Raw genomic sequence first — 17,751 nt, 5'->3', positions numbered from 1 at the left:
GCCTACCGTGTAGAAGGGGATTGATCACCCGGGGAACACAGGTGCAAAATGAAAAAGAGCCATTCGCATTTCTGCAAACGGCTCTTTTTGAAACTGGCTCCCCGGGCCGGATTCGAACCGGCGACCTATCGATTAACAGTCGAGTGCTCTACCGCTGAGCTACCAGGGATCATCCGCGCCGCTGTTTCGCTGTGCGCTTCAGAAGTGAGGCTGCTAATACGCATGCTTTTCTGATTTGCCAAGCGGTTTTTTCAAAAAAAATGACAAGTTCGGTTGCGAGGCTGTGGAGAAGTCCCCAATTGTGGGAAAAGACGCCGGATAGCGAATGATGAATAAAAACAGGAAGCAGACGCATTTCGGGATTGATCCGCAGACGCGCCAGATCGTGCTCGGCAAATGGCGCATCACCCTGCCGCAATCGCCGCTGCTGCGTATCCTGTTGGGCTCGCTCCTGGTGTTCTGCGGCTTACTCGGCTTTCTGCCGGTGCTCGGCTTCTGGATGATACCGCTGGGCCTCATCGTCCTTTCGCACGATATCCCATCCGTTCGCCGCCGCCGTCGTCGCTTGGCTGTCTGGTGGGCACGCTGGCGCGGACGCGCGAATTCCTCCAACGGCTCGTGAACCGAGAGCTGCTGCCTACTATTTCTATGGATCGCGAAATGTTTGATCGATCCGGATCGCAACCGGCCAGAGCACTTCCACTTCCCGACGGTCTGATTCACACCGGCCCAGCGAGCCCCTTGTTGAGGGAGGCCGCCGAAAACTTTTCGGCAACCCATCAAACGCATAATGCGGTCGCGAATCAGGATGGGGACGCATGGCCAAAGGCACTACGAAACGTCGAAGCCGGAATTCCGGTCGGAGCAGGGGTAAACAAGGCGGTATGGCACCGTGGTATCTGGCCGCGGCGCTGACCGTCGGCGGCGTGGTCGCCTATGATCACCGTGCCGAACTGAAACACTGGCCGGTGGCATCGGACGTGCTGGCATTCACGTCGTGGCATGAATCGAAGCCGAAGTCTGTTCGCGTCGCGCAGAAAACGGACGAGCGTCCTGCTCAGCAAGCCGAGAAGCAGAAACCGAATCCGGTGACGAGAGTCGCACTTGCCGCGCCGGTGCCGTCCGTTGACGTCGGCGCAAAGGCGCCGACACCCGCGGTGCGGCCGAACGAGGAAGTGAAGACGGCATCCATCCGCACGGATCAGTTCTATTTTTGCGGGATTCGCAACGACAATTGCGTGATCGACGGCGCCACCTTCCTGTACCGCGGCGAAACGATCCGCGTGGCAGACGTCGACGCACCGCGCATCCGCCAGGCAAGCTGCGACAAGGAACGTTCGCGCGGCTTCTACGCCAAGCAGCGCTTGCGCGAACTGCTGAATGCGGGTGACTTCAAGCTGGAAGCGGCGAGCGGTCGCCCGGATGCCAAGCCCGGCGAAAAGCTGCGACTGGTCACCCGCGGCGACCAGTCCATCGGGCGCGTGCTCGTCTCCGAAGGGCTGGTGCGCCCGTGGACGGGCCACGCTACTCCCTGGTGCTGAGGCCAATCCGGTATACAATCGGCCGAGCTTCTCGATCGCTCTGTGGAAAGTGCCGATCTTACAAATCGACGGCGCGTTTTTCGGAAAATGCCTCTTGCGGTTTTTCTGCAATCATTCTAAATCCGCGCCAACGCTCGGTTATCCGAGCCGTGAGGCCTCGTGGCGGAGTGGTGACGCAGAGGACTGCAAATCCTTGTACCCCGGTTCAATTCCGGGCGAGGCCTCCAAACATTTTCACCAACGAATTCAATAGGCTGCCGTCGTGGTGAAGCGGGGATTTGCCTGCTTCCATGTCGCGTCATGTTGCAACGGGATTCCCTTGCGTGCCAAGCATTTCCACGAGGCGACGGCGAATTCACGCGACATGGAATGCGACATGATCACGGCGAATCCGGAGCCAGAAACCCACTTACCAACTGCGCGTGCGTGAAAACTGGATCTCCATCCTCGCCACCGACAAACACGTCGTAGCGCATCATGTATCCGGCCTTGAGATGGACTCCCTCGATTGTGGCCGGAGGACAGGAACACGGCGCCTCGCCGGTCCTCATGATCTCGGCGGCGATGTCATCTGGACGTTGCCGCCTGGAAGGCTGTCATAGCGCCCACAGCGGCCTGTCGGAGCCATGAGGGCTTGGAGGGGCGGCCGGGTTCAGCCCAACCTTTTTGTTACCTTATTTTATCATTGACTAAAACGTGCGCTATGCGACCCTAAGGCCTCACGGTTGTGGGGGAATCGATGAAGATTTACAGGATGCGGTACACCTCGGTGGGGGCTTTTGGTGCGTGGGCCTTCGCGCTGCCGCCAGTTGCCGCACACTTCCTTTTCCAAGAGAATTGGCCGCAACCATCGCATTCGTTACCTCTGGCGTGAGGGGAGGATCGAATGCATTCGAAATGGTTGCGCCGCATCGCCGTGTTCGTGGCCGGCATTGGCATTGTGTTCGGCTATGGTGTTGTCTGGCCCAGCGTGACTGAGGCCATGTTCTGGGCCAAGCCGCATTCGATTACCGAAACCGTCAAATGGTTCCTGGATCGCGAGGGAATACCCGGCGCGGTCGTCGCATTCGGTAAAGCTGGAGAGAAGCCGCGACTGCTGAGCTTTGGCGTTGCTGATCATGCGACCGGGCGTCCCATGCAAGACAACATGACGTTTCAAATAGCCAGCATCTCAAAGCTCATCACTGCAGAAGCAGTACTGACGTTGATAGATGATGGCCAACTGAGGCTTGACGATACACTCCAAAGCATCTTCCCATCCGTCGCCAAGGCCGAAGATCCCCGCTTCAGCAACATCACGGTTCGCCACCTGTTGCAACATACTTCCGGCTTGGGGTGGCGTCAGCATTTCGATCTGGTCGCGGCCGACAAGGAAACGTTCGCGCCGGCTGAGGCCTGTTTACCGGTCGTTCTTGAGCGCCAAAAGCGCCCCTTGGATAGCGACCCCGGCGAGGAAGCGGAATACACAGACTTCGGCCCCTGCTGGCTTGGCCTGATCGTCGCCAAGATCAGCGGGATGTCTTACGAACGGTTTGTCCAAACGCGCGTCCTGAACCGCCTGGGCCTCAAGAGAACGGGCCTCATTAGCGAAGCACCCGCGGAGGTCCGTCATCACGTTGTCGGCATGGACGCGGCCAGGACGCACTTCAACCCGTCTGCCGGCTGGACGTCGACAGCCGAAGACCTCTACCGTTTCGCGTCGCGCGCCATCCGTGATACCGAGATTGCCACTCCTGTACCAGGCGAGTTTTCTGAACAGTCCTTCGGCCTCGGATGGTGGATATGGCAGCGCGGAACCGAGACCGATATCGCGCATACAGGAGCGCTGAACGGAACACGGGCAGTGGTCGCTCGCTCATCAGACGGAATCGTGATTGTCGCACTCTTCAACGGACGCGAAAAAGCCCGCGATTTGAGCCGTTTCGTTCGCATCCAGCATAGTCTCATCGACGCAGCCCGACGCGCCTATGAGCGCGCCTACAAAAGACGCAAATCCGGCTGGGCGCCTCGCAGGCTTATAACATCAGTCGACTACGGTGCCGACGGACGGATTACCACGCCGTGCTGATCCATGAGACATTCGGAGCGGGGCGGACGAGTGCAATCGTCTTCAGAGCAATACTTTGAAAAGCTGGATCACGTGCGAGCATTCGCCGCCTTCATGGTGTTCACTTGGCACTTCATCCATGCCGGCGGGGTCCCAGTAAATTACGTCCCGGCCTTGCCGCTGCTCTCATTGCTTGAGGAAGGCCATACGGGCGTTTCGCTATTCATGACGCTGAGCGGGTACCTGTTCGCCAAGCTGCTGGACGGCAGGCAGATCGACTATAAGAGCTTCCTGTGGAACCGAGCCCTTCGTCTGCTGCCTTTGTTGACGGTCGCACTGCTGCTGCAGGCGGCAGCCTGGATTGCCAACGGATCCTCGGTTCAAGCAGTCGCGACACAGATCGCGCTTGGAAGCATACTTCCAAGGTGGCCGAACGGTGCTTGGAGCATCGCCGTAGAATGGCACTTCTATCTGATCCTTCCCGCAATTCTCTTCCTGCGGCGATTGGTGGCCTTGATCCTGATCTTTACGGCGGTCGTGTTGCGCCTGAGCCTGTTTATAACCGGCTGGGAAATCCATCCAACCGCGTACTGGACAATCATCGGTCACTTCGACCAGTTCGTTGCCGGGATATATGTCTGGTATCTCTTCCGAGGTGAACGCGTGCGGCCCTTGGCAGTCCTTGCGGTCGCCATGGCGTTCGTCACCTTCTACCACTGGTTCAACATCAGCGGCGGTTTCTATGGGCCTCAAGCATCGCCCGTATGGATCTATCTTCCCGCCGCCGAGGCCGCGTTCTACGCCGTGATGATCGCCGCCTACGACGGATCGAAATTGAGTTTGCCTAAACGGCTATCGGCCTCGATTTCCTTCGTAGGCACGGTCTCCTATTCGATCTACCTGCTTCACTTTTGGTACTATGGCCCCGCTGCAAAAATGGTGACGCAGTATCTTGGTCTTCTGCCCTTTGGGCTTTCGCTTCTGTGTTCCCTGCTGGCTTTTGTGCTGTTCCTGCCGATCGCAGCACTCAGCTACCGATGCATCGAACAGCCGTTCTTGAAGCTCCGTACGAGATACGCGAGGCGTGGCCCTCATTTTAGGCCGGAGAACTCTTATACGGGTGCCCTGCGCTGAGATTCCCGGTCAGCCCCCACTTGTGGGCCAGAAAGCCCTCGACCTCCGGTCAGACTGTGATTGCTGGGCGTTGGTGAAGATGGCCTCGGCACTAAAGCAGGCGAGCCATGCAACCGCTGTAGTGGTCCGAGATTCCCGAGAACTGGCGAGGACGTAAACCCGACGGTACTGCTGCTCGTCGAGAAGAAGGATGCCCGTCGAGCATCATAGCCCAATCGCTGGCCGGGCTATAAACGCCCACGATGCGCCAAGAAGCCAGTGAAGGCGACGGATTGCCTGCGGTTTTCCGCGCCATAGACCCGAAGCCGTCATATACGACGCCATCCGAGAGTGACAGGCGGCGCTCCAACTCGACTGGGAGCCAAACCTCCCAGGCCGTTTGCCGGACCCTATACAAGATACGCAGACGCCGCCGATGTCCCGGAGAAGATATTGGGCAGCGAAAGGAGCTGCCGTTCCAGATCTTGTCCGGATGTCAGTGGTAGCGGCGGATCAGTCCGACGAGCTTGCCCTGGATCTTCACCCGATCGGGTCCGAAAATCCGTGTCTCGTAGGCGGGATTGGCGGCTTCGAGCGCAATCGACGCGCCCTTGCGCCGGAAGCGCTTCAGCGTCGCTTCCTCATCGTCCACGAGCGCCACGACAATATCGCCGGGATTGGCCGTGTTGCCATTGCGGATGATCACCGTGTCGCCGTCGAAGATGCCGGCTTCGATCATCGAGTCGCCCTTGACTTCGAGGGCGTAGTGTTCGCCGTTGCCGAGCATGTCGAGCGGAACGGTGATGTCATGCGTGTTGTTCTGGATGGCCGAGATCGGCACACCTGCAGCGATGCGGCCCATGACCGGCACGGACACCGAAGCGTTTTCAGCCGCTGGCGCCGGCTTTGGCAGTGCAGCAGGGGGAGGTGCTGCCGGTTTGCCGAGGCTTCCCTCGATCACGCTCGGGGAGAAGCCGCGGCGCGGCTGCTGCTGCTGGATGGATGCGTAGGCTTCCGGGAGCTTGATGACCTCGAGCGCACGGGCCCGGTTCGGCAGACGGCGAATGAACCCGCGTTCTTCGAGCGCCGTGATCAAGCGGTGGATGCCGGATTTCGACGCCAGCTCGAGCGCATCCTTCATTTCATCGAATGATGGCGGGACGCCCGACTCCTTCATGCGTTCGTGAATGAACAGAAGCAATTCCTGTTGCTTGCGGGTCAGCATGGCACGTCGCTCCAGAAGCGTGAAACAAATCAAGAACAGACACTATCTGTTCCATATGTGTTCTGCAAGTGCCTAAAATTCCGTGAATTCAGGCAATTGACGCGTCTGCGCGTATCAATCGGTCACTTTTACGGGAGCAAAGCGGGTTTGAGTGCGCGAAATAGGGCCTGCGGCGTGGCGCATGGCGAGACCGTGAGGTTGATTCGAACGATTCGTGATCGTTTTCGTGGAGCAGGCGAGCTGATCCGGTGTTCAGGTGGAATCGCTGTAAGCGGAAGGTACTAAAGCGACGTGCGTTCATCCGAACGCTCTTCGCTTTAGGCCGGCTGCGTGCTGGAGCAGGCGTCTTCGAATTCCTTCACCGTCTCGGGGGTGTTGTCTTCGGGAAGCACGGCGTCCGCCGCATCGGTCGCAACAGCTGTGTCGCCGTCATAGACGAACGACTGGATGTAGAACGCAATCGCGCCCTTCCACACTTTGCGTCCGTCGATCTGATGGCAGGGAACGGCGGTTTCGAAATCGGTCTGCAGTTCGTCAACCGTGGCGGCGCTGAGCTTGATGTCAGGCATATTGGGCGATGCGACTATCGAAGCGAGGAGGAGGGCGGCGAGCACGGTGATCGTCCACTTTGATGCAAGGGTGGGACTACGGGGCGGTTAACGATGTGAACCGCGCTTTCGTTCCGGTGTCCAGCAAGCCTGGCGATCACTCTGACGTGTTCAACAGCTCTTTGAGTGTAAGCTGTGGCTGTTTTACGTCACGTGCCCGACGCGCAAAGGCCGCAGGGCTTTGCAGCAGCGGCGCGCTGCGGCAAGGGGGGCGGCGTCAGCGTATTTCCAAGGGGGAATGGCGGACAGGGTGGGATTCGAACCCACGGTACGGTTTCCCGTACGCTGGTTTTCAAGACCAGAGCCTTAAACCACTCGGCCACCTGTCCTTGCCTGAAGCCGGCAGCTAACGGCTTTCGGGCACGGCGTTATTGCGCGAAGCTCCGTCGCTTTGCAAGATTTAAGATGCATCGCCGAAGGATTTTCTCGGTGGCCCGGTATTAGAGCGCGGGCCCGCTCTGCCGGTAACCATCTGTAAACCATAACGCATGAAATCCGGCGTTGATCTGTGGATGAGTTCGCATTTTTGCCGTGTTGCTGTCATGTTTGATCGACTGTTCCGTTTCGGGACGCCGAGATTTCCGCTGGGGGCATGAGCGGAAGGTTTCGAGTACGGCTTATTCGATCGATGTTGTGGGACAGATGACATCCAGTAAAAATGCGGCATATCTGGTCAAGGGACTGCGCCTTGCGGCAGTCCCCATGCTGTGCGTAACGCTTGCGGCCTGCGGATCCACGTCGAGCATCAAGAAGTCCAAGTCGCGCAGCAAGGAATACTTCGCCGAATCCGTTTATGGCGTGAAGGCGAGCCCGCGCGTTGCGACTGGAAACAGTATTCCGAAGGGCGGCGGACGTTACCAGGTCGGCAAGGCCTATCAAGTCAAGGGCAAGTGGTATCAGCCGAAGGAGGACTTCGGCTACAACAAGACCGGTGTCGCCTCCTGGTATGGCTCGGCGTTTCACGGCCGCCTGACTGCCAACGGCGAGGTCTACGACAAGGCGCACCTGTCCGCCGCGCACCCGACATTCCCGCTGCCGAGCTATGCGCGCGTCACCAATATGGAAAATGGCGCGTCGGTGATCGTGCGCGTCAACGACCGTGGCCCCTATGAATACGGCCGCATCATCGACGTTTCCTCGAAGACGGCCGACATGCTCGACATCAAGCGCAAGGGCAGCGCGAAAGTGCGCGTACAATATGTCGGCCGCGCGCCGCTTGAAGGCAACGACATGCCCTATCTGATGGCTTCCTATGTCCAGAAGGGCGAACGGGGCCCGAGCGTGATGCCGGAAGGCCAGATCGCAACCGGCGTGATGGTTGCGTCGAACGAGCCGTTCCGCAATCAGAGCCTCGGCACGCTCACCGTTCCCGCAAAGGCTTCGCTTGACGTCGGCGAACCGGTGACGGCACTTGCCGCGCCCGTGCCGCAGTTCGCTCAGCCAGAGTCGCTGAACGAGTTCGTGGTGCTCCCGGAGATCGGCCCGATCCCGCGTGAGCGGCCGGAATTCATCCCGATGCCCGACGGCAACATGGCCTATGCGGCCGCCTATTACGAAGTTCGCGTCAGCGACGCCGAATCGCCGTTTGAAGCGATCATGGTCGACAAGAAGCAGCTTACCCCCCAGGTGATTGTCGATTACGCGAAGCGCCAGAAAGCAAGCGGTTCTGTCCGATAACCGTAAGCGGCGTTGTGCCAAAATGACCACGCTGCTATGGCCAAGGGGAAACCGGAGTTTCCCATGCGCATGAAGATGTTTTCGGCGGTGTTTTTCGGCGTGGCATTGTTTGCTGGTGCCGTACTCGCGCAGACACCGGCGCCTGCCTTCGATACCAAGGCAAAACAGATCCTGCTGGTCGATGCCGAAACCGGCACCGTGCTTTTCTCGCGCGCCGAAAACCAACCGATTCCGCCGGCATCGCTCGCCAAATTGATGACGATGGAAGTCGTGGCCGAGGCTCTCGTCAAGGGTGAGCTTTCCGCCGAAACCACCTTCGACGTGTCCGAGCACGCCTGGCGTACCGGTGGTGCCCCGTCCGGCACCTCGACGATGTTTGCCGCATTGAAATCCCGCATCCGCGTTGCCGACCTTCTGCAGGGCGTGGCGGTGCAGCTCGCCAACGATGCCTGCATCATCCTTGCCGAGGGCATGACCGGCAATGAGGGCGCCTTTGCCGAGCGCATGACGGCGCGCGCTCGCGAGCTCGGCATGCCGGTTGCGACGTTCCGCAACGCCACGGGGCTGCCTGATCCCGGCAACCAGATCACGATGAGCGAACTGGTAACGCTCATTCGGCATCTCCATGAGGCCCATCCGGATCTCTACCGGCTCTATTCGCAGCCGGAGTTCGAGTGGAACAAGATCCTGCAGCGCAACAAGAACCCGCTGATCTCGGCCAATATCGGCGTGGACGGCCTGGCGACCGGTTTTGCCGAAGGCTTCGGCTTCTCGCTCGCCGCCTCGCTGCAGCGCGGCGACCGCCGGGTCTATCTCGCCATGGGTGGTCTCGAAACCGACAAGGAGCGCATCGAGGAGAGCCGCAGGGTGCTCGATTGGGCCATGACTGCCTTCGAAAAGAAGCGGATTTTTGCCGATGGGGAAGCGATTGGCGAAGCGGCCGTCTATGGCGGCGATGCGTCTCACGTCCCGCTGGTGGCCGGCGGTCCCGTCGACGTGCTGTTGCCCGTCGACAACCCGGAACGGCTGACTGCACGGATCGTCTACAGGTGGCCCTTGCGCGCACCGGTGACGGCTGGCACGGAGGTCGGCGTCGTCAAATTGTGGAATGGCGAGAAACTGCTGCGCGAAGTGCCGGTCAAGACCGCCAGCGCCGTGGGGCAGGGCACGTTGACCAGCCGCGCTCTCGATGCGCTGCAGGAACTGCTGTTCTTCTGGATTTAGTCGCCCTATCTGCGGCGAAGGCTATTCCTGCCAATTGATCGCCGCCTGACGGTTTCGCACCGCGGACCAATCGGCTAAACAGGGCCGGAGCGGGATGAGGATAAAGTGTGCGGTTTTCCGCCCGCATCCCGGTCTAACTTATGAGAGCCGGCCATGATGATTGGGTCGATTCGACCTAATCATCATGGCCGGAGGTTGCATGCCGATATGGGAAAGCATGGTGTCGCTGAAAAAAGGTCTGTTCGTAACATTCGAAGGCGGGGAGGGTGCCGGCAAGTCGACGCAGCTCCGCCTTCTGGCCGAATCCCTGCGCGCCCGCGGTTACGAGGTGCTGACGACGCGCGAGCCTGGGGGATCACCGGGCGCCGAAGCGGTCCGCCACGTGCTGCTTTCGGGAGCGGCGGAGGCCTTCGGGGTTAAGATGGAAGCGATTCTCTTTGCCGCGGCCCGCAGCGACCACGTCGAAGAGGTCATCCGCCCAGCGCTCGAAAAGGGCACGATCGTGCTTTGCGACCGCTTCATGGATTCCTCGCGCGTCTACCAAGGCATCACCGGCAATCTCGAGCAAAGCTTCGTCGAGAGCCTCGAGCGTGTGGCGATCAACGGCGTCGTGCCGGATCTGACCGTGATTTTCGATCTGCCGGCCAGCATCGGCCTCCAGCGGGCGCAACTCCGGGCCGGCGACGACAATCCGGATCGTTTCGAAAAGGAGCAACTGGAGACCCACGAAAACCGGCGGGAGGCTTTTCTCGATATCGCCAGGCGCGATGCCGACCGATGCCGGGTGGTGGACGCGACGCAACCCGTCGAAGCCATCGCCGCCGAGGTGCTTTCGCTCGTGCAGGCCCTTTTGCCGCACGGTAACGGCGCTGACGCCGCGACCGAGGAAGTCGTGTCATGAGCGCAGAAAGAGCCGGCGTCCTGGATGGCGCCATCGCGCCCGCCGAGAACAATCGGCTGTTCGGCCACGAACAGGCAGAAAGCTTCCTGGCGCAGAGCTATCGCTCCGGCAAGGGACACCACGCGATCCTGATCGAAGGGCCGGAGGGCATCGGCAAGGCGACGCTTGCCTTCCGCTTTGCGCACCACATTCTGAAGCATCCCGAACCCGCTGAAGCGCCTGAGGCGCTTGCCGATCCCGATCCGTCTTCCGCCATCGGGCGGCAGCTCGCTTCGGGCGCCTCGCACAATCTGCTGCACCTGACGCGGCCGATCGATGAAAAGACGGGCAGGGCGAAGGGCGCGATCACGGTCGATGAGGTCCGGCGTGCCGGCAAGTTCTTCAGCCAGACGTCTGGAACGGGCAACTGGCGCATCGTCATCATCGACCCGGCCGACGACCTCAACCGCAATGCGGCCAATGCCATCCTGAAGATCCTCGAGGAGCCGCCGCGCCGCTCGCTCTTCCTGGTGCTGACGCATGCGCCTGGAAAATTGCTGCCGACGATCCGCTCGCGCTGCCTGCCGCTACGGCTGAAGCCGCTCGACGCCGCGCCGCTCCATCAGGCACTGGCCCATCTCGGTTTCGATCTCGAGGGCGAAAATGCCGAGCGCATCGTCACGGCGGCCAATGGCAGCGTTGCCGAAGCGCTGAAGCTCATCAATTATGGCGGGCTGGAGATTGCCGCGACCTTCGATGGGATCCTCGCAGGGCAGGGCCCGGCGGTCCGCAAGGACATGCACAAGCTGGCGGACGTGCTCTCGGGCAAGGACAGCGAAACGATCTTCGAGTTTTTCCAGGCACTCGCCAGCGACCGCATCATGCGCGACGCGCGCGAGGCCGCGATTGCCGGAGACATCATGCGCGCCGAGCGCTTCGCGCGGCTATCGGCCTCCGTGACCGAGCGCCTGTCCGTCAGCGACGCCTACAATCTCGACCGCAAGCAAACCATCCTGTCGCTCCTCGACGACATGAAGGCGGCGTTATAGCGTTGCCTGGAAGCGCCATTTGCGCTCGATTGCCGCCGGCAGGTCGAGCTTATGATGGTGGGCGAAAAGCAGGACATGCCCGAGCAGGTCAGCGGTCTCGTCGGCCATCAGCGCCGTGAGTTCCTCCGTCGATTTGCCGTGACGCCGGCCACGACCGCTGAGCTTGTTCCAGACCTGGGTCAACTCCCCAAGTTGCTCCTGTATCTTCAGGATGAACCAGTCGGCATCGCGCTCGATCCCGTGCGCGCCGGCATAACCGGCGGAGGCGGTTTCAAATTGGCTGCCAAGTCGCTCCAGCATGACTCGCCCTCTGCTTTATGTTTCTGTTTTGTTCTAGGCGGCGCGTGCGGATTGCGCAAGGTTGACGGCATCCGCGGCGAACTCTCCGGCGGGCCTTTTCACGGATCGCATGTTTCTTCCTTTAAGCGTATGCGCTAAGAGCGTGCGTAGCTTAATCCGAGATAGATCGAATCCGCCTATGAGAGACACGTCCCCTTTCTACATCACCACCGCGATTTCCTACCCGAACGGCCGGCCGCATATCGGTCATGCCTATGAGTTGATCGCGACCGATGCCATGGCGCGCTACCAGCGCCTCGACGGACGTGACGTGTTCTTCCTGACCGGTACGGACGAGCACGGCCAGAAGATGCAGCAGACGGCGCGCAAGGAAGGCGTGACGCCGCAGGAACTGGCTGACCGCAACTCCGCGGAATTCCAGAAGATGGCGGTGCTTCTGAACGCGTCCAACGACGACTTCATCCGCACGACCGAGAAGCGCCATCACGAGGCGTCGCAGGCGATCTGGATCCGCATGGGGGAGGCGGGCGATCTCTACAAGGATTCCTATGCCGGCTGGTATTCGGTGCGCGACGAAGCCTACTACCAGGAGAACGAGACCGAACTGCGCGACGATGGCGTCCGCTATGGGCCGCAGGGAACGCCGGTCGAATGGGTCGAGGAGCAGAGCTACTTCTTCCGCCTCTCCGCCTATCAGGAGAAGCTCCTGAAGCATTACGAGGAAAACCCGGATTTCATCGGTCCGGCCGAGCGTCGTAATGAAGTGATTTCCTTCGTAAAATCGGGCCTCAAGGATCTCTCGGTTTCGCGCACCACCTTCGACTGGGGCATCAGGGTTCCGAACGACCCGGCGCACGTCATGTATGTCTGGGTCGACGCGCTGACAAACTACCTCACGGCCACTGGCTATCTCGATGATCCGAAGGGGCCGCGCGCCAAGTTCTGGCCGGCGAATATCCATGTGATCGGCAAGGATATCATCCGCTTCCATGCGGTCTACTGGCCGGCATTCCTGATGTCGGCCGGCCTGCCGCTGCCGAAGCGCGTCTTCGCCCACGGCTTCCTGCTCAACAAGGGCGAGAAGATGTCGAAGTCGCTCGGCAACGTCGTCGATCCGTTCAATCTCGTCGAGCATTTCGGCCTCGACCAGATCCGCTACTTCTTCCTGCGTGAAGTCTCTTTCGGTCAGGATGGCAGCTATAGCGAGGAGGGGATCGCGACCCGCATCAACTCCGACCTCGCCAACGGCATCGGCAACCTGGCGAGCCGCTCGCTGTCGATGATCGTCAAGAACTGCGACGGCCAGATCCCGGTCTGCGGTACCTTGACCGACGAGGACAAGGCGATGCTGGCGGCCGCCGACGCGCTGCTGGAAACGACGCGCGACGAGATGGGCAAGCAGATGATCCACCGGGCATTGGCGGCGATCATCGCCGTCGTCTCGGAGACGGACCGCTATTTCGCCGGCCAGGAGCCCTGGGCGCTGAAGAAGACCGATCCGGCGCGCATGGGGACTGTGCTTTATGTCACCGCCGAAGTCGTGCGTCAGATCGCCATCCTGCTGCAACCCTTCATGCCGGAATCGTCGGCAAAGCTGCTCGATCTGGTCGCCGCTCCGCCGGACAAGCGCGACTTCGCAGCACTTGGCGAGGCGGGACGCCTTGTCTCGGGTACACCGCTAGAGGCACCGAAGCCGGTCTTCCCGCGCTATGTTGCACCGGAAGCGCAATAAGGCACTTTGAGCATGCTGATCGATACGCATTGCCATCTGGATTTCCCCGACTTCGAAGCGGAGCGCGATGCCATTGTCGCGCGGGCGCACGAGGCCGGTGTCGAGCAGATGATCACGATCTCGACCCGCGTGAAGCGGTTCGAGACGATCCTTTCGATCGCCGAATCCTATCCGAACGTTTTCTGTTCCGTCGGCACCCATCCGCACAATGCGGATGAGGAGCTGGACGTCACGACCGAAGATCTTGTCCGGCTATCGGCGCATCCGAAGGTGGTTGCGATCGGCGAGGCGGGTCTCGACTACTTCTACGACAACGCGCCGCGCGATGCCCAGGCCGAGGGCCTGCGCCGTCACATCGCCGCAGCGCGCGAGACCGGTCTGCCGCTCGTCATTCACAGCCGCTCGGCGGACGAGGATATGGCGGCGATCCTGACCGAGGAAACCGGGAAGGGGGCCTTCCCTTTCCTTCTGCACTGCTTCTCCTCCGGTCCTGACCTCGCCCGCATCGGCGTCGAACTCGGCGGCTACGTGTCCTTTTCGGGCATCCTGACCTTCCCGAAATCCGAAGAGTTGCGCGAGATCGCCAAGACCGTGCCGCACGACCGGATGATCGTCGAGACCGACGCGCCGTATCTCGCGCCGAAGCCGTTCCGCGGCAAGCGCAACGAGCCGGCCTATGTCGCCCATACCGCTGCCGTGCTCGCCGAAACGATCGGCGTGAGCACTGAGGAGATCGCGACGATCACCACGGAAAACGCCTTCCGCATCTTCTCCAAGATGCCGAGGATCTGACATGGCGTTCCGGCGCGCCTTCACCATTCTCGGCTGCGGCTCGTCGCCGGGCGTCCCGCGCATTACCGGTGACTGGGGCGCCTGCAATCCTGAAAATCCAAAGAACCGGCGCATGCGCGCGGCTTTGCTGGTCGAGCAGACCGCGCCCGATGGCGGCAAGACGACCGTCGTCATCGACACCGGGCCGGATTTTCGTGCGCAAATGGTTGCAGCAGGGGTGCGCCACATCGATGCGGTGCTCTATACCCACGCCCATGCCGATCACTTGCACGGCATCGACGACCTGCGCGGCTACGTCATTGAAAACCGGAGAAGGGTGCCGATCTGGGCCGATGCCTATACCATGGGCCGAATCCGCGAAGGCTTCGGCTATTGCCTGCAATCACCTCCCGGAAGCGGTTACCCGCCGATCGTCGAGCCACGGATCATTCCCGACGATCTGTCGCCCGTCGTGATCACCGGCGCCGGCGGGCCGATTCCGTTCCGGCCGCTGATGCAGTTTCACGGCAACATCCATTCGCTGGGGTTCCGTATCGGTAATTTCGCCTATTGCAGCGATGTCAGTGATTTTCCTGCCGAAACCGTCGCCAAGCTCGACGGTCTCGATCTCCTGGTCATCGACACGCTGCAGTACAAGTTTCACCCCAGCCATCTGTCGCTGGTGCAGTCGCTCGGCTGGATCGCCAGGCTGCAGCCGAAGCGGGCGGTGCTGACGCACATGCACGTGCCGTTGGATTACGACACGGTTCAGGGCGAAACGCCCGATCACATCGAGCCGGCCTACGACATGATGCGGCTCGAATTCGACGTCGACGATCCGGCATCCGCCGATAACGCGTAAATTAGATTAGAAGTATTTTCTAATATGCTGATTTATTTGGAAAAATAGGGTGCGAGATTGGAGCGGATGCGCTCCAGTACCGTTGCGCCTGAAAGATCCGGAACGAAGCGCTGGCCGGTGATCTTCTCGAAAGCCTCGATATAGACCGCCGAGGTCTGTTCGATGAGATCGACGGGAATTTCCGGGATCGGATCCTTGTAGGGATCGCAGCGCGCGGTGACCCAGGCGCGCACGAAATCCTTGTCGAAGCTCTTCGGGCGGTCGCCGCGTTCGAAGCTCTGCTGGTAGCTATCGGCAATCCAGTAGCGGCTGCTATCGGGCGTGTGGATCTCATCGGCGAGAATGATCGTGCCGTTCTCGTCGGTGCCGAACTCGTATTTGGTGTCGACGAGGATCAGGCCGCGCTCGGCGGCGCGCTGCTGGCCACGGGCAAACAGAGCCAGCGCATAGTTCCAGACCGTGTCGAGCTGTTCTTTCGTTAGCAGTCCTTGCTCGAGGATGGCTTCGGCCGAAAGCGGCTCGTCGTGACCGCCGTCGAAAGCCTTGCTGGTGGGCGTAATGATCGGCTGTGGCAGCTTTTCGTTGTCGCGCATGCCGTCCGGCAAGGTGATGCCGTACATCTCACGTTCGCCGTTACGGTACTTCGTCAGGATCGAGGTGCTCGTGGTTCCGGCGAGATAACCGCGCACGACGACCTCGACCGGCAGGATGTCGAGCCGCTTGCCGATGACGACATTGGGGTCCGGATAGCTGACCACATGGTTCGGGCAGATGTCGGCCGTTTCCTCGAACCAATAGCGCGCGGTCTGGGTCAAGACGTGACCCTTGTGCGGAATGGAGGTCAGGATGACGTCGAAGGCGCTCAGCCGATCCGTCGCGATGATGATCCGGTTGCCGTCGGGCAGATCGTAATTTTCGCGAACTTTGCCTTTGTAGCGGTTTGGCAGTTCCGGAATGAAAGCATCTGAAAGAACGCGCAATTCGCTCATCACATCTGGCCTTGAAAGAGGTGTCGATCGCTGGAACGCTAAGCAGGCGGGAAAGGCCGGGTCAAGCTCGGCAAGGCAAGGAACAGTGCGCAATTCATGTTTTCCGCCATATACGGAAGTTCCATAATCTATCTTATGTGATCTTTGTGTGTGTAGCCGGGTGGGTTCAAGGATGAAGTGCGACTTACGATAGATACCAATGGGTTGTCACTCTCCCCGGCTTTTGATGACCCGGGAGATTTCAGCTTGCGGCACCCCATAGGAGGCTGACGCCCGCACCGAGCAACAGCGCATCCATGATGTGCCTGAAGGCTTCAGGCGTCAGGCGTAGCAGAAAAGGTTTGGCAATCAGTGAGCCGACCATCAACGATCCGCCCACCAACAACCCCTTTGCCAAGACCGCGAATGGCAGAGCGCCGAAACTTTGAAACGTGAGCGCCTTGGTGACGTAAATCGCAAGCGACGCTGCGGCTTCTGTGCCGATGAAGCTTCCTTTTGTCAGGCCGTATCCGATGAACACCGGCACGGATACGGGGCCGGTCGAAGCGACAATGCCCGTCAGGAAACCTATGGCAGCCCCCGCCAAAGCGAGATGTGGCAGCGTCAGTTGCCGTAAATTTGCGGCAAGCCAGCGGCGCATTGGGATCATGGTCAGGAAGAAGATTCCGATTGCCGCATCCACTGTGCGCGGAGGCAAAACCAACATTGTGCGCGCGCCCAGTGCTGCTGCCGGTATCCCTGTCGCCGCATAGGCCGCAACTGCATGCCAGTCGATGGAGCGCCACCATACGAGAATGCGGGAGACATTTGCCATCACGGCGGCGATGGCCATGATCGGGATGGCTTCCTTTGGGCCATTAACGTATGCGAGCACCGGCAGGAGCATCATCGAAGCGCCCGTACCGATAATGCCGCTAACGACCCCGGCGAGCAGGCCAATGATGAGGACAAGAAGCAAGCACGGGCTCCATCAATTTCTGACGTCTCACGGATAAAATTCGAGTTTTCTGATTCTGAAAAGCAGAACGCCGCCCCGCTCCTGCCAGCCGTGCGAGATCCCGTTCCTCCGGTTCGAAAAAACGTTCGCGCGGGCGTCGGGCGGCCCTGCCTGATCGGTTCATTTCGAAAAACATCACCAACTTATGATATTTAAGGAAGACTACTCAGAACATGATGTAATTATATGATTATATTTGGTAATATTGGATCGCTTGATGCCGAGAGCCGCACGCCGCTGGCACACGACCGTTTCCGAAGTGCGCGACTGTCCTATGCTCTTCAGCTCTGGCTATGGAGATCGGCGATGTTCAGGAGCTTTGTTATGGCCCTCGGGCTAGTGGCTCTGGCTGGCACAGGCGCTTCGCGCGCGGAAGAACCGGTCGATACAGTGCGATCGATCATTCAGGAGCAGATCGCCGCCTTCCTGCGTGATGATGCGGAGGCCGCCTATTCCTTTGCCTCGCCCGAGATCCGCGGCAAGTTTCCCGACAAGTCCGCCTTCTTCGACATGGTCAAGCGCGGCTATCGGCCGGTTTACCGGCCCGGCAATTTCGCCTTTGGCCGGTCGAAAGTCGTGGGCGACCAGGTGTTCCAGGAGGTGCTGATCTCGGCGCCCGATGGCAAGGACTGGACGGCGATTTACCAGCTCGTGAAGCAGCCGGATGGCAGCTACAAGATCAATGCCGTGATGATGCTGCAGTCGGCGCCAGGGCCGGCGATTTGAGTGCCTCGCG

17 protein-coding genes and 3 tRNA genes are annotated in these 17,751 nt (G+C 60.3%); 13 read left to right on the top strand and 7 right to left on the bottom strand.

The features are described from left to right. Positions 1-94: 94 nt before the first annotated feature. Positions 95-169, bottom strand: a tRNA-Asn gene (locus AC0C6X_RS12925). A 159-nt stretch (positions 170-328) separates the two neighbouring features. Here AC0C6X_RS12925 and AC0C6X_RS12920 point away from each other — a divergent pair. The 5 genes from AC0C6X_RS12920 to AC0C6X_RS12900 all read left to right on the top strand — a co-directional run bounded on the left by AC0C6X_RS12920 (position 329) and on the right by AC0C6X_RS12900 (position 4,722). Beyond that, a complete protein-coding gene (locus AC0C6X_RS12920; RefSeq protein ID WP_173516515.1) occupies positions 329-622 on the top strand; it encodes a hypothetical protein in 294 nt (97 codons plus the stop codon). Between the two features lie 262 nt (positions 623-884). Next, positions 885-1,541 carry a thermonuclease family protein gene (locus tag AC0C6X_RS12915; protein ID WP_472953460.1) on the top strand — a complete coding sequence of 219 codons (657 nt, stop codon included), beginning with the start codon at positions 885-887 and terminating at the stop codon, positions 1,539-1,541. A gap of 153 nt (positions 1,542-1,694) precedes the next feature. Further along, positions 1,695-1,768: transfer RNA gene (locus AC0C6X_RS12910), tRNA-Cys, on the top strand. A 659-nt stretch (positions 1,769-2,427) separates the two neighbouring features. Continuing rightward, positions 2,428-3,609, top strand: a complete 1,182-nt coding sequence (locus tag AC0C6X_RS12905) for a serine hydrolase domain-containing protein (RefSeq protein ID WP_472953458.1) — start codon at positions 2,428-2,430, stop codon at positions 3,607-3,609. Between the two features lie 30 nt (positions 3,610-3,639). Further along, positions 3,640-4,722 (top strand): acyltransferase family protein, encoded by a 1,083-nt coding sequence (locus tag AC0C6X_RS12900; RefSeq protein WP_472953455.1) that lies wholly within the window; start codon positions 3,640-3,642, stop codon positions 4,720-4,722. A gap of 475 nt (positions 4,723-5,197) precedes the next feature. Here AC0C6X_RS12900 and lexA read toward each other — a convergent pair whose 3' ends face one another. From lexA to AC0C6X_RS12885, 3 genes are all read right to left on the bottom strand, one after another. Beyond that, entirely contained in the window at positions 5,198-5,926 is a 729-nt protein-coding gene (gene lexA / locus AC0C6X_RS12895; RefSeq protein ID WP_247958987.1) for a transcriptional repressor LexA, read from the bottom strand. Positions 5,927-6,243: 317 nt separating this feature from the next. Then, positions 6,244-6,540 (bottom strand): hypothetical protein, encoded by a 297-nt coding sequence (locus AC0C6X_RS12890; protein ID WP_173516520.1) that lies wholly within the window; start codon positions 6,538-6,540, stop codon positions 6,244-6,246. A 233-nt stretch (positions 6,541-6,773) separates the two neighbouring features. Next, positions 6,774-6,863, bottom strand: a tRNA-Ser gene (locus AC0C6X_RS12885). 313 nt (positions 6,864-7,176) lie between these two features. On the opposite strand from AC0C6X_RS12885, the gene AC0C6X_RS12880 reads away from it, so the two are divergent. The 4 genes from AC0C6X_RS12880 (at position 7,177) to AC0C6X_RS12865 (ending at position 11,364) form a co-directional block, all read left to right on the top strand. After that, positions 7,177-8,211 carry a septal ring lytic transglycosylase RlpA family protein gene (locus AC0C6X_RS12880; protein ID WP_472953452.1) on the top strand — a complete coding sequence of 345 codons (1,035 nt, stop codon included), beginning with the start codon at positions 7,177-7,179 and terminating at the stop codon, positions 8,209-8,211. A 63-nt stretch (positions 8,212-8,274) separates the two neighbouring features. Then, on the top strand, positions 8,275-9,435 hold the full coding sequence (locus AC0C6X_RS12875; RefSeq protein WP_472953450.1) for a D-alanyl-D-alanine carboxypeptidase family protein: 1,161 nt from the start codon (positions 8,275-8,277) through the stop codon (positions 9,433-9,435). A gap of 220 nt (positions 9,436-9,655) precedes the next feature. Next, on the top strand, positions 9,656-10,336 hold the full coding sequence (gene tmk / locus AC0C6X_RS12870; RefSeq protein WP_247959118.1) for a dTMP kinase: 681 nt from the start codon (positions 9,656-9,658) through the stop codon (positions 10,334-10,336). Further along, positions 10,333-11,364, top strand: a complete 1,032-nt coding sequence (locus AC0C6X_RS12865) for a DNA polymerase III subunit delta' (RefSeq protein ID WP_472953447.1) — start codon at positions 10,333-10,335, stop codon at positions 11,362-11,364. Before tmk ends, AC0C6X_RS12865 begins: the two co-directional genes overlap by 4 nt. Here AC0C6X_RS12865 and AC0C6X_RS12860 read toward each other — a convergent pair. Continuing rightward, on the bottom strand, positions 11,359-11,664 hold the full coding sequence (locus AC0C6X_RS12860) for a pyrophosphatase (protein ID WP_472953445.1): 306 nt from the start codon (positions 11,662-11,664) through the stop codon (positions 11,359-11,361). The genes AC0C6X_RS12865 and AC0C6X_RS12860 overlap by 6 nt on opposite strands. 178 nt (positions 11,665-11,842) lie before the next feature. On the opposite strand from AC0C6X_RS12860, the gene metG reads away from it, so the two are divergent. From metG to AC0C6X_RS12845, 3 genes are read left to right on the top strand one after another with little or no spacing between them, the layout of a single operon-like run. Further along, a complete protein-coding gene (gene metG, locus AC0C6X_RS12855) occupies positions 11,843-13,396 on the top strand; it encodes a methionine--tRNA ligase (RefSeq protein ID WP_173516525.1) in 1,554 nt (517 codons plus the stop codon). A gap of 12 nt (positions 13,397-13,408) precedes the next feature. Next, a complete protein-coding gene (locus AC0C6X_RS12850) occupies positions 13,409-14,188 on the top strand; it encodes a TatD family hydrolase (RefSeq protein ID WP_472953442.1) in 780 nt (259 codons plus the stop codon). A 1-nt stretch (position 14,189) separates the two neighbouring features. Next, entirely contained in the window at positions 14,190-15,029 is an 840-nt protein-coding gene (locus tag AC0C6X_RS12845) for an MBL fold metallo-hydrolase (protein ID WP_472953440.1), read from the top strand. A gap of 32 nt (positions 15,030-15,061) precedes the next feature. On the opposite strand, the gene AC0C6X_RS12840 is transcribed toward AC0C6X_RS12845, so the two are convergent. Both AC0C6X_RS12840 and AC0C6X_RS12835 read right to left on the bottom strand, forming a co-directional pair. Next, on the bottom strand, positions 15,062-16,009 hold the full coding sequence (locus AC0C6X_RS12840; protein ID WP_246304402.1) for a phosphoribosylaminoimidazolesuccinocarboxamide synthase: 948 nt from the start codon (positions 16,007-16,009) through the stop codon (positions 15,062-15,064). Between the two features lie 250 nt (positions 16,010-16,259). Continuing rightward, positions 16,260-16,976, bottom strand: coding sequence for a sulfite exporter TauE/SafE family protein (locus AC0C6X_RS12835; protein WP_247958981.1), 717 nt, complete (start codon positions 16,974-16,976; stop codon positions 16,260-16,262). A 345-nt stretch (positions 16,977-17,321) separates the two neighbouring features. On the opposite strand from AC0C6X_RS12835, the gene AC0C6X_RS12830 reads away from it, so the two are divergent. Further along, positions 17,322-17,741 carry a DUF4864 domain-containing protein gene (locus AC0C6X_RS12830; RefSeq protein WP_247958980.1) on the top strand — a complete coding sequence of 140 codons (420 nt, stop codon included), beginning with the start codon at positions 17,322-17,324 and terminating at the stop codon, positions 17,739-17,741. The last annotated feature ends 10 nt before the right edge of the window (positions 17,742-17,751 follow it).

The sequence above is a fragment of the Ensifer sp. VA4 genome (genome assembly GCF_055710065.1).
This window is presented reverse-complemented; position numbering and strand designations above follow the sequence as displayed.